Source organism: Alteromonas sp. M12 (assembly GCF_037478005.1).
GTDB lineage: Bacteria > Pseudomonadota > Gammaproteobacteria > Enterobacterales > Alteromonadaceae > Aliiglaciecola > Aliiglaciecola lipolytica_A.
This window is the reverse complement of record NZ_CP144164.1, coordinates 3,080,799-3,093,014: the sequence shown is the minus strand read 5'-3', so window position 1 is coordinate 3,093,014 and position 12,216 is coordinate 3,080,799. Positions and strand designations below refer to the sequence as shown.

Genomic DNA, 12,216 nt, shown 5'->3' with positions numbered 1-12,216 from the left:
TCTAGGATGAGAGGATATGATGAGCAAAATCAGTCAAGATATCATCAAGAAAATTGAACAAGAACAGTTAAAAACTGATCTTCCGTCTTTCGGGCCGGGTGACACAGTTGTTGTTAAAGTACGAGTTAAAGAAGGCGACAAAGAGCGTCTTCAGGCTTACGAAGGCGTTGTAATCGCTAAGCGTAACCGTGGCCTACACTCTGCATTCACTGTACGTAAGATCTCTAACGGCGAAGGCGTTGAACGTGTTTTTCAAACACACAGCCCTGCAGTTTCTTCTATTGAAGTTAAACGTCGTGGTGCGGTACGTCGAGCTAAGCTTTATTATCTTCGTGAGCGTTCAGGTAAATCTGCACGTATCAGAGAAAAGCTTAACTAAGATTTTAATTAATGCGTTATTGTTAACTTGTGAAAACCCGCGAAAGCGGGTTTTTTTATGGCTGCTTGTTATTCTTGGAGCAACTTATTCAACCTTAACATTTTATTCATAATTTCAAATCACAGTGTAAAAGATTCTCAAGCAGGCCAAAGATTTTGTTCAGCCAAGCTTCAGTTTTTTCAAGTTATTATTCTAATTGTATGATTTACGTCAACATTTGAAAAAAGAAGCTAACTTATAATGACATTGGTATAGATTCTGCTTTTTAACCTCATAGTTGATTATTTATATGTAAGTTATTGGCAATAAAGTTGAAAAATTATTTAGTATTTTCACTAACGGAGACCAGAATGAAAAAAACACTTCTAGCAATTACCCTTTCAAGTTTGATTATCAGCGGATGTGCTTCTAATGCCAACAATGCTCAGAAGGGCGCGGGAATAGGGGCTGTGCTAGGTGCGCTAGCCGGAAAAGGTACTGGCGACAATGATAAAAGCCGATACGTATGGGGAGCAGCTTTAGGCGCTTTAGCAGGGGGCGCTATTGGTAACTACATGGATAATCAGGAAGAAGAGTTCCGTGATGAGTTGGCACAAAGTGGGGTTGAAGTGTATCGAGAAGGCGACAGTATACGTCTTGCCATACCAGGTAATATCACGTTTGAAACAGGCAAAGCGTCAATTGTTACCAATTTCTATCCGGTCTTGAATGATGTCGCTAAAGTTATCAATCGCTATGAAAAAACGCGTTTGAGCGTTGAGGGGCATACTGACTCAGTGGGCGATGCCGCTTACAATCAACAATTATCGATCCAAAGAGCCAATAGTGTCGCAGCATACTTAGAATCAAATGGCGTAGCTACCAGTCGTTTGCAAACCTTAGGTTTTGGCGAGTCTCAACCCATAGCCACCAACGACACGGCAAGCGGTCGCCAACAAAATCGTCGAGTGGAATTACGGATTATACCTGTGCAATAATAGAGGTACCTCCATAAGCGTGTAGATTTACGCTTTTATCTGTCTGTATAAATCTTTTAAACGGTTTCTTTTGAAACCGTTTTTGTATTTGCAATAAACTCACGCAGACTTATACCAATGAAACGATTACCACAAAAATGATGTATTTAGATAAAGATTGGAGAGTACTGACCGTTGGTGATGGTGATTTATCTTTTTCCTGGTCTATTTTCAAAGATTTAGCGATTAAAAATGTGACAGCGTCTGTTTTAGACGACAAGGACACTTTAACCAGCAAATATAGTAAAAACCAATTAGCTAATTTACACGCTCATGGAGTGAAGGTTTTGCATGAGTTGGATATCTGTAACCAGAGTAGTTTTTCGAGCAGTCTACATCACGCTTTCGACCTGATTATATTTCAATTTCCGTTAATCCCCGCTTTTTCTAATAAAGCCGAATTCGATACCAAGGGAAAGTTACATAAAAACACCTTAAATAGATTACTTATCTGGCGCTTTTTACAACATAGTTTTGATTACTTTCTTGATCCAAAAGGAAGGCAGTTAGCTTACATCACTTCCAAAGATGTAAAGCCGTATTCCCATTGGAATATTGAAAACTTAAACCCAGTGCCGGAACAAATCAATTTTTTAGGGTACATGACATTTCAGCCAGCTGATTTTCCCCGCTATCAACTACGCAATGTCGATCGCGATAAAATCCTCAAGTCTACCGCTAGCAAAACCTATGTTTGGGGAAGTAAAAACATTGATTACTCTGAGCTTAATTTAACCCCAAGTTCAAAACATCAAGCGAATTGTTGTTCTTTATGCGGTAAAGGGCCATTTTCTGCTGATAAAGATTGGCAAGAGCATTGTTCATCTTCATTCCACCTTCGTTTAGCTGGTTATGAACAGCTTTGGCAATCATATCTTAATCACAAAGAGCAAACACAAGGTTAGATTTGAAAGGCCGTGTAAGCGAATAGGGTGGGTGGTTTATGCTTAGTTATCATTGCCAATGATTCGAAAAAATGGGTGCCATCATATAGAGTGCTTACCAGTATAGAGGAAGTCGTGCGTAATGAATGATTTGAGCGAAAAACAGAAAAGGTTAGCCGGGTTGGAATATTTCCCCAGTAACAAAGAAATGCACGCTGAGCGGATGCACGCTAAAACCCAATGTCATTTGTTCAATCAACTAGAACCCAAAGACTATAAACAGGGAATGAAGTTGCTCAAAGCGTTATTTGGAAGCTGTCATAACTTCTGGATAGAGCCGCAATTTTATTGTGATTATGGCTACAATATCCATATTGGTAAGAATTTCTATGCCAATCATAATGTCGTCATTTTAGATGCGGCCCCTGTGACTTTTGGCGACGATGTTTTACTTGCTCCTAGCGTATTAATTTCTACCGCTACTCATCCTAAAGATCCGCAAAAGCGCAAAAAAGGAATGGAAACAGCCAGCCCTATTACCATTGGTAACGGAGTGTGGATAGGCATGGGCGCTAAAATTTTGCCTGGAGTAAACATCGGCGAAAATGCCATTATTGGCGCTGGCGCAGTTGTAACTAAAGATGTTGCAGAAAATACCACTGTGGCTGGCGTGCCGGCTACAGTTATTGATAATAAAAACAATCAACGCGATTAATTAACTAAAAATTCGTTACTAAACAGCGAGAGAGAGCTAAATGCAAGAAATCATCACAACACTCGAAAATAATGTTTTAACCATGACCTTTAATCGCCCAGCGCAAAAAAATGCTATCAATCAGCAAATGTATGCTGAGTTGGCAAAAGGGTTAGAAAGAAGCTTAACCGATGATGAGATTCATTGTGTTTTGATAAGTGCTGAAGGTAACACTTTTACTGCAGGAAACGATTTAAAAGACTTTTTGCAGATGGAAATGACTGATGCCACACCAGTACAGTTGTTTTTGCGCGGCCTAGCGAAGATGAATAAACCATTGATCGCTGCAGTAAATGGACAAGCCATAGGTATCGGTTTAACCATGTTATTGCATTGCGATATTGTTTTGGCTTCAGAATCCGCTTCTTTTACAGCCCCTTTTACCAAGTTAGGGTTAGTGCCTGAAGCAGCATCATCCATTTTGCTGCCAAGTATTGTTGGCCATGCAGTTGCGAATGACATTTTACTGGCAGGTCGAACTCTCAGTAGCGCTGAAGCACTGAATTTTGGTCTAGTTTCTAGAGTGACTACAGATGATAATTTGGCGACTCTTGCTGCCGAGTTAAGTCAGCATATAGCTAGCTTACCTATTAAGTCGGTGATGAAAAGTAAAGCACTAATCCGAGATCCCCAAAGAGAAATCATCAACGACCAGATGAGCAAAGAAAATATCGAATTTGCTAATCAATTAGGTTCTGATGAATTTAAACAAGCGGTAGCGCCTTATTTTAAGAAGAAATAGGGCAAAATCGTCATTATTGGGGCGCACAAAGTTGGTAGGCTAAATATAGTTGAGAATCAATTTTTTGCGGTGTTAAATGGCATAGAATTCGTGTTTTATTCCATCATCAAGTGAACGAATATTTTGTGGCAAAATCAACAACTGCTGGATACACTCGAAGATTTATTGCTTGCTCGTAAGCGCGCTATTAGCGAGTACGATATTATAACTTTGCTTCAGCGTCCTCCCTATTCAATATTTGACAAAGAGGCTCTCAGGGAGCCTCTAACGCTCTTTCGTTGTCATTTTGTATTGTTCCATCACTTATACTTGTTGCAAGAGCGCTGGTTGAGACAGGGGCATGGAATGTTGCGAATTAATGTAAGTACAATAGTGCTATCCCCATTGGAAAATACGAGTTTATCGATTGAAAAGCTTGATCCCCTAAAAGACTATTATTTGGATTGGCAAAACTTTGATTCAACCTCAGAAAATGATGTGCAAGAGATGTTGGCATCATTTTGGAGGCAGATGAAGGTTAGCTTCGCGCAGGTTAATCGCAAAGATAAACAGGCGGCATTAACATTGTTAGGGCTGGAGGCTAACTATGATATCGCTAAGTTAAAATTTAACTATCGAAAAATGCTCCATAAACATCATCCCGATAAAGGCGGGGATGTGGAAATATGCAAAAAAATAGAGTGGGCATACAAGATACTTAAATAACCTAAAATCACAAATAGGCAGTACTGCAATTCTGTTTAGTTGATTGTCAGTATTACCGTCAACTCGCTAGGAATATCAACATCAGTTCCGAAATAGCCCAAAGAACCTTCGTTATTTTTTAGATATTCTAAAAGTTCGGCTTCGGAACCGACTTCTTTAGGTTCTTTTTTACGACCGGTAAAGCGCATCTGCGCCCAAAAAGACTGAATTCGGGACTCAGTAAGGCCGATCACTTTTGTATTAAATATAAGTCGAGTCTCATTGTCAGGAGAAAGGGCAATGGCGTGCAAATCATAGGGAATTGCGCCACCCATAAATAAATTTCTAATTTGCTGACGATTGAGTTGAATGGATTTATCAGCGGTATTGGCGACAACAATAATCGCTTCAGCCGAAGCCTTGTGCGCGCAACTAAACAACGTGAGCAGAATAAGAATGAGGTAAGGTTTCATTAAAATACCCACTCAATACCCAGTTGGTACAAAAGCCCATGGCCATCAAATCCACCTAAATCTTTAACTGCATAATCATTGCTGATATTGTCTTCAGCTTCCACAAAGGTCATTTCTGCTTTGAAGGCTAAATTGGGGTGATAATCCCAGCGAATTCCCACTTTAGTACCTTCTGCCTTGTCATCAGGAAAGGCCGCTAAAACGGCTAAATAAGTGGCCGCAAGTGTATCTAAGTCTGGTGATATACCAAATGGAATTTCGTTGTCTGGGTGGTCAAAGTGCAAGTTCTTTTTACTGTAAGATATGTACGCTGTGTAAGGATAGAAATTATAACCAACAGAGATATAAAAACTATCGATGTCTGCCACTAGGCCACTTTTACCGTTAAATCTAGATATTTCACTGCGTATAAAATAATCTACATTCTCATAATTGGCACTAAAATGATAAAGTTGGATAATACCGCTAGCGTTCAACCAATCAGCACTGTTGCTGAATCCTAACTGGCGTAACAGATGGCTAAATTCACTAGCTTCTGATTGTTCAATATTGACATCACCCTGGTTGAAGGATGCTCGCACGGTGAAATTGTTGTAATACACGCTTGCATTGACACCAAAAAGACCAATTACCTTGGTATTGATTTCTTGGCTATTTAAATAAATTTTGTCGTCGAATCGCCCCCAGTAACCTTCGTAACTAATTAACCAGTCTTTTAAGGTAAATTCATAGTTAGCTAGCAGACCATCGAAAGTTGAAAAGAAAGCCGTGTCGTAAAATTGTTGTGGTAAGGTCAACCAAGGATAAGCAAAGCCCACATCTAAACTGTCACTATAATTAAAAAACGGAATACGTTGTCTGCCAAGTTTGACTTGTAATGCATTGCTGGGGGCATAGGTGAGATAAAGCCATTCTAAACCTGAGTTACGCTGTTCATCGGTAAAACCGACAACTTGTCCTGTAAAGGATATTTCATCATTTAATAAGTAATCGGCCTGAATGCCTAATAAAGATTGTTTATCCAAACTAACACTGTTGTCGTAACCGACGTATTCAGCGTTTTCATCATCAAGGTAGCCTAAAATTACTCGTGCAAACCCGGAAAATTGGAGTTTTTCATTGCTTTGGGAAAGGGCAGGCGAACTAAAACCGAATAACATGGTGACGATACAAAGTGTGATTTTTACAGTTGGGACTTTCAAGTTAAGAAACATTCTGAATAGGAAATATAGTTACCTATAAAATACCCTGCTATTAGCCAGAGTCAATAACATAACCACTTAAATTCTAATAAAAATATTAAATTCGGCATTTGAGCTCTGAACAGCAACAAATTAGTATTTTTTCTTGAGTTTTGCTATTCCTCTAAGAAATTAAGAGAGCAACTTATTAGAGTGTAAAAAGTGGCTAAAGTAGCTTTCATCTAGAGGTTTACTTAACCAATATCCTTGTATTTCATCACAGCCCATCTGGGTTAATAGATCAACTTGTTCACTCTCTTCTACACCTTCTGCTATTAGTGTCACCCCCAATTCATTGCCAAGCTCTATAACACTTCTCACAATTGACTTGTCTGCTTTATTAAGGTGCATATTACGCACGAATGACTGATCTATTTTGAGTTTGGTTACGGGGAAAACCTGTAAGTAACTTAAACTTGAGTAACCGGTTCCAAAATCATCGATAGCTAATTTAATGCCCATTTGGTGCAGCTGATTTAACGTGTTTATGGTATCGGCTTCTTTTGTAAACAATACCCCTTCAGTTATCTCCAATTCAAGATTTTTGGCGGCCAAGCCACTGCTTAACAACGCGCGTTTAACCATTTTTACAAAGTTTGGTGCGGAAAATTGTTTGGGTGATATATTCACCGCAATAACAATATCTTCAAATCCCATTGCGACTATGTGTTGGGCTTTTTGACACACACTCGTCAGAATCCAATCACCTAAAGGTAAAATCAAACCGGAATGTTCAGCTAAGGGAATAAATTCAGAGGGCGAAATCCATTGTTCATTTAATTGCCATCGAATTAATACCTCAGCCCCAATGATTCTTTTTTCTTTTAGAGAATATTGAGGTTGAAAAAACAATTGGAAATGATTGTCTACTATGGCTGAACGCATTGCATCTTGAAGGCTGTTTTGTCGCTCTACTGATTTACCTAGCTCATTACTGAACATCATATAATCGGTAAATTCCTGACTTGCAGAGTTTTCTAGTGCAATACGAGTATTGCGGATAATTTCGTCTGCGCTTTTTCCATCTGATGGAAAACTAGTAAAACCATAATCAAGCTTGACTGAGTGCTGTCCTGAAAATAGCTGGTTTTTCACCTGATTATTTATCATTGCAACAATTTGTTTGACTGTTTCGTGGCAATCGCTTTTTTGAAAAACTAGCCCAAAACTCTTTTCAGTTAATTGGAATAAACGCACATTTTGATGTTTTTCTACACAGGTGCCTTGGAGTAAATCAGATAGCTCTTTCATTACTTTGCGGCTGGTTTCAAAATCATTGTCAGCCAACAATTTGGAGTATGAGCGAATCTCTATTTGACCCACGGTAAAAGTTAATCTTTGATCCACCATTTGCTCAATAACTTGCTTAAAAACATAATGGTTATCCAAGCCTGTATCGGGGTTAATTTGGGCTTGTGAATCGCGTTTTTGTTCCTCAAGTTTACGACTAGAAATATTAACCATATTAATATTCCATTGCTTTGCATTAGCGTGCCACAATAATTCGCAGTCAAATGTATGTTGATTAATTTTGAATTCAAAGTGTTGTTGTTTTTCGTCTGCTAAGGCGCTGTTTTGATAATCAACTAAGTTCTTCGGTAGCAGCGACGTAGGATCATTGCCTGGATACCCTAGTTCTTTTATAAATCCCGTTGCAGTGGTGTTCATAAAAACAACTTGGTTGTTTTTATCTAGAATGATAAATAAATTTGAGGAGTGTAGCGGATATAAAGCGAGGCCCTTGTTTAGTTTAGCTTTACGTATCCAAGGTAATAATATCTTCGCCAAAATTACAACTGCTACTACGCCTAAACTAACGAACAGTAGCGAATTGATTAACACGTTGGCCTTCCACAATACCCTGTTAATGGAAGCTGAATTATAAGCGAAATTGAATTTGCCATTTAAAAGTCCTTTTTATTTGCTGTGAAAAATCTTCACCTGAAACGAATCAATAGGTTTCATTATTAAAGGTAAACGATCAGACCTCAAAGATCGAGACTTGAAGTGGAATTAATCTTCACAAAGTGGGTAAAATTACTACCTTATGTTTATTTTCTGTAAATTACTTAAGCCCTAGTTTTGATCCTGTAAACCGTAAATTTTTGTATTATTTTAAAATCCAATTAAGTGCCTATTAACTCCCTTTTTTAGCGTATTCGCACAGCAATCAACCGAAATCACTGGTTTTAGTAAATTCTGGTTGCACTACCGTATAAAGGCTGGTAAAAAGTCAAGCCTGTTTTGAAAATTGATGTAAATATTGCTGTATTGAAAAGTTTACATGGGTTTTCTGGTTAAGTTTTTGCGTTTTTAGATGTAGGTAATCAAAGATAGTTATGTATAAAGATTTAGTAAATAATGTACACGTTAGCGCCGAAGACGTGCTAGTGACACCTGAGCAGTTAGCTCAACAGCTTCCAGTGAGCGCCAAGGCCCTTAAAGCAATCGAAGATTCCCGAGCGATTATCAGCGACATCATTCATCGTAAAGATCATCGCCTTTTAGTTATTTCCGGTCCCTGTTCAATTCATGACATTGAATCCGCTAAAGAGTATGCACTCAAGCTCAAAGAACTGCATGAGTCATGCAAAGACACACTATTTATTGTGATGCGTGTTTATTTTGAAAAGCCTAGAACTACGGTTGGTTGGAAAGGCATGATTAATGATCCGGCACTAGACGGCACATTTAATATCGAAGCCGGTTTGCGCAAAGCCCGTGAACTGCTGATTTGGTTGGCTGATTTGGAAATTCCACTTGCCACTGAAGCATTAGATCCCATTAGCCCACAATACTTAGCTGAGTTATTTAGTTGGTCGGCAATTGGGGCGAGAACATCTGAATCTCAAACTCACAGAGAAATGGCCAGTGGCTTGTCTATGCCGGTTGGCTTTAAAAATGGTACTGACGGTAGTTTAGGAATCGCGATTAATGCGCTGCAATCTGCTGCTTCAGGTCATAGTTTTATGGGCATCAATAAGCAAGGACAAGTCAGTGTAATTAAAACCCAGGGTAACCCTGATGGTCACATTATATTGCGCGGTGGTAAGCAGCCTAATTACGACTCTGTGTGTGTATCCGAATGTGAAATCGAATTGAAAAAGTCCAATTTACACGCTGGTCTAGTTGTTGATTGTAGTCATGCTAATTCAAGTAAAGATTATCGTCGTCAGCCGTTGGTAGCGCAAAATGTGGTTAACCAGATTTTGGAAGGCAATCAATCAATTATTGGTATCATGTTGGAAAGTCATTTACGTGCTGGCAATCAAAAAAGTGACGGCAAGCTACCGGGTGAGCTAGAATACGGCATCTCCATAACTGATGGTTGCATCGGTTGGGAAGATACTGAAGATTTGATTAATCGGTCTAGAGAAAAACTCATTACGGTATTGCCAATGAGATTAAATAAATTTAAAGATTCTGCTTAAGGTAAAACTAGCATGCCAGACAAACCCATTTCGCTGGATGAATTACGCGTCAAAATTGACAAATTAGATAGCCAATTGGTCGATATACTGGCTCAACGAGCCAGTTTGACCACTCAAGTTGGCGAGTTTAAGAGTCGCACTGGTATGCCTATTTATGTTCCTACGCGGGAAGCTGAACTGATTGCAAAACGCCGAGACGAAGCACAAGACAAAGGCGTTCCGCCGAATTTAATCGAAGATTTGCTACGCAGAATAATGCGAGAGTCATACCAAACTCAGAATAACCAATATCTGTGTAAAGCCCCTGAAATTAAAAAAATTGTGGTAGTCGGTGGAGCAGGGGCTTTGGGACGTATTTTTGTGGATATGTTTACCCGAAGTGGCTATGCAGTGACCGTGCTAGAACAAAGCGATTGGCCAAATGCTGCGGATATACTCGCTAACAGTGAGTTAGTGTTGGTAGCCGTGCCTATCAAAATAACTGAATCTATTATTCAAAAACTAGGTCCATTATTGCCGGAAAATTGTATTTTAGCCGATGTGACTAGTACTAAGCTTAACCCGCTCAAAGCTATGATGGACTGCCACAAAGGGCCTGTTGTTGGCTTACACCCTATGTTTGGTCCAGATGTACAAAGCTTGGTAAAACAAGTGGTTGTGGTGTGCGATGGAAGACAACCTGAAACATATCAATGGTTGGTTGAACAAATCAAAATCTGGGGTGCTATCGTGCATGAAAGCACGGCAAAAGAGCACGATGATGCCATGGCATTTATTCAGGTAATGCGCCATTTCAGTAGTTTTGTGTATGGCGCTCACTTAGCCGGTGAAGATCCTGATCTGAATCAGTTAGTTGCCTTTAGTTCGCCTATTTACCGCCTAGAGTTGGCAATGGTTGGCCGATTATTCGCGCAAGATCCCGAGTTATACGCAGATATCATTTTCACCAATGCTGAAAGTATAGGTTTGCTTAAACGTTTCCGTGATCGTTTCGATGATGCTTTAAAACTATTAGAAGAAGGTGACAAAGGTGAATTTGTTAAACAATTCTTTAGTATCGGACATTGGTTTGGACCTTACGCCAAGCAATGTTTGGTTAGCAGTAAAAAGCTATTATTGAAGGCCGACGATGACAGAGTTATGGATGTTAATTCCTAACATTAGGTAGATGTTACAGTTTTTGCGTTAACAAAAAAATGCCCCTATTAGGGGCATTTTTTATGCCTAGCAGTGCTAAGCCGTTAAGGCGTTTACTGCGGCGACTTTAGTCGCATTTATTTCTTCATTAGGGTAACAGCCAAGCACCTTAAAGTATCGGGTCGTTGCTGCTAATTCTTCTAGGGTTTTTTGCATCGGCCCATCTTGTACATTACCTTCTACATCAATATAAAACATCTCTTCCCATGGGTTGCCCGTGATTGGTCGAGATTCTAATTTGGTCATATTGATTTGATTATTTTTAATAATCAATAAAGCATCAACTAGGGCCCCTGGTTTTTGCACTGTTGACATAACTAACGTCGTTTTAGCAGGCACTTGTAATGGTACTTTCACTGCATTTCTAGCGACAACAATAAAGCGGCTATGATTTTCTTTTTGATTAGCCAGATTCGACTTTATTGCAGCTAAGCCGTAAAGCTTACCTCCCGCCTCACTGCCAATTGCTGCCACAGATTCACTATTAAGTTGATTAACCATTAACATTGCTGCCGAGGTACTGGCACAGGGTTTAACTTCTACATTCCCTAATTCTGCTAAAAAATAACTGCACTGAGCAAAGACTTGAGGGTGGGCATACAGTGTTTTTATTTTGCTAATATCCGTATCTGTTGATGCTAACAATGAATGATTTATCGGATGAGTTAGCTCACCAACAATTGACAAGCTAGTATGCTGCAGTAAATCGTAAACTTCGTTGATACTGCCCGATGTTGTGTTTTCGATAGGTAGTACCGCATAGTCAGCTTGATTAGATTCCACTTTTTCGACAATTTCTGCAAAACTAGAACAGCCAATTTCTAACAATTCGCCAGCTCTTCTAGAAAAGTATTTTTGTGTCGCTAAATAACTGTACGACCCTTTATCACCTAAAAATGCAACACGGCTCAATGGCAGACGACTACCTGGATTGGCTCGTTCCGCTAACAGTGCCTGTTGGTTGAGTACTGAGTCTTCAATCACTACGTGGAATATTTGCGTGACGTAATGTGGATCTAGGCCATACTCTTGTCCTTTTTTGATCAACCTGATCAAAAGCTCCTCTTCTCGTACATGATCTCTAACCGGAATTTGATTGCGAATTTTTGTTTCCGCAACACTGTTGGTATATTGTTGACGTTTTGCCAACATCTCCAGTAACTCGGAGTCAAGAGCGGTAATTTGTTCTCGTAATTTTTGTAGTTCTGAGGTCGACATAAAATTCACTTTATTTAAACTATAAATGCAAAGCCTCCAACTATGGAGGCTTTGCAGAAAACTAGTGGATTATCATATTTTCCCATTGGCCGTGGATAAAAGTAATGAAACCGGTTTTGAGCGCCTTTTTCAGGTAAATATAATAACTATCTGTAAGTTCTTCAAAGGAGTAAAGAAACCAGTTGCAAGCTAGCTTC

At 39.3% G+C, this 12,216-nt stretch carries 12 protein-coding genes; 8 read left to right on the top strand and 4 right to left on the bottom strand.

The features are described from left to right. Positions 1 to 19 precede the first annotated feature (19 nt). The 6 genes from rplS to VUI23_RS13350 all read left to right on the top strand — a co-directional run bounded on the left by rplS (position 20) and on the right by VUI23_RS13350 (position 4,480). Positions 20 to 379, top strand: coding sequence for a 50S ribosomal protein L19 (gene rplS, locus VUI23_RS13375; protein WP_216048581.1), 360 nt, complete (start codon positions 20 to 22; stop codon positions 377 to 379). Between the two features lie 350 nt (positions 380 to 729). Next, positions 730 to 1,356 carry an OmpA family protein gene (locus VUI23_RS13370; RefSeq protein WP_303499108.1) on the top strand — a complete coding sequence of 209 codons (627 nt, stop codon included), beginning with the start codon at positions 730 to 732 and terminating at the stop codon, positions 1,354 to 1,356. Between the two features lie 137 nt (positions 1,357 to 1,493). Further along, entirely contained in the window at positions 1,494 to 2,300 is an 807-nt protein-coding gene (locus VUI23_RS13365) for a Rossmann-like fold-containing protein (RefSeq protein ID WP_216048330.1), read from the top strand. A 121-nt stretch (positions 2,301 to 2,421) separates the two neighbouring features. Next, positions 2,422 to 2,994 (top strand): sugar O-acetyltransferase, encoded by a 573-nt coding sequence (locus VUI23_RS13360; RefSeq protein ID WP_342804657.1) that lies wholly within the window; start codon positions 2,422 to 2,424, stop codon positions 2,992 to 2,994. 40 nt (positions 2,995 to 3,034) lie between these two features. After that, positions 3,035 to 3,775, top strand: a complete 741-nt coding sequence (locus tag VUI23_RS13355; RefSeq protein WP_303499114.1) for an enoyl-CoA hydratase-related protein — start codon at positions 3,035 to 3,037, stop codon at positions 3,773 to 3,775. A gap of 123 nt (positions 3,776 to 3,898) precedes the next feature. Then, a complete protein-coding gene (locus VUI23_RS13350) occupies positions 3,899 to 4,480 on the top strand; it encodes a DNA-J related domain-containing protein (protein ID WP_342804656.1) in 582 nt (193 codons plus the stop codon). Positions 4,481 to 4,515: 35 nt separating this feature from the next. Here the strand turns inward: VUI23_RS13350 and VUI23_RS13345 are convergent, their stop codons facing one another. The 3 genes from VUI23_RS13345 to VUI23_RS13335 all read right to left on the bottom strand — a co-directional run bounded on the left by VUI23_RS13345 (position 4,516) and on the right by VUI23_RS13335 (position 7,841). Continuing rightward, entirely contained in the window at positions 4,516 to 4,932 is a 417-nt protein-coding gene (locus VUI23_RS13345; protein WP_216048334.1) for a hypothetical protein, read from the bottom strand. Continuing rightward, positions 4,932 to 6,092, bottom strand: coding sequence for a hypothetical protein (locus VUI23_RS13340; protein ID WP_342808296.1), 1,161 nt, complete (start codon positions 6,090 to 6,092; stop codon positions 4,932 to 4,934). Before VUI23_RS13340 ends, VUI23_RS13345 begins: the two co-directional genes overlap by 1 nt. A gap of 213 nt (positions 6,093 to 6,305) precedes the next feature. Beyond that, complete coding sequence (locus tag VUI23_RS13335) at positions 6,306 to 7,841, bottom strand: EAL domain-containing protein (protein ID WP_342804655.1); 1,536 nt, start codon at positions 7,839 to 7,841, stop codon at positions 6,306 to 6,308. A gap of 671 nt (positions 7,842 to 8,512) precedes the next feature. Here VUI23_RS13335 and VUI23_RS13330 point away from each other — a divergent pair. After that, the gene (locus tag VUI23_RS13330; protein ID WP_216048336.1) at positions 8,513 to 9,604 is read left to right on the top strand and encodes a 3-deoxy-7-phosphoheptulonate synthase; all 1,092 of its coding nucleotides are present in this window, start codon (positions 8,513 to 8,515) and stop codon (positions 9,602 to 9,604) included. A gap of 12 nt (positions 9,605 to 9,616) precedes the next feature. Continuing rightward, complete coding sequence (tyrA, locus tag VUI23_RS13325; protein ID WP_342804654.1) at positions 9,617 to 10,762, top strand: bifunctional chorismate mutase/prephenate dehydrogenase; 1,146 nt, start codon at positions 9,617 to 9,619, stop codon at positions 10,760 to 10,762. Between the two features lie 75 nt (positions 10,763 to 10,837). Here the strand turns inward: tyrA and pheA are convergent, their stop codons facing one another. After that, positions 10,838 to 12,019 (bottom strand): prephenate dehydratase, encoded by a 1,182-nt coding sequence (gene pheA / locus VUI23_RS13320; protein WP_342804653.1) that lies wholly within the window; start codon positions 12,017 to 12,019, stop codon positions 10,838 to 10,840. Between the last annotated feature and the right edge of the window lie 197 nt (positions 12,020 to 12,216).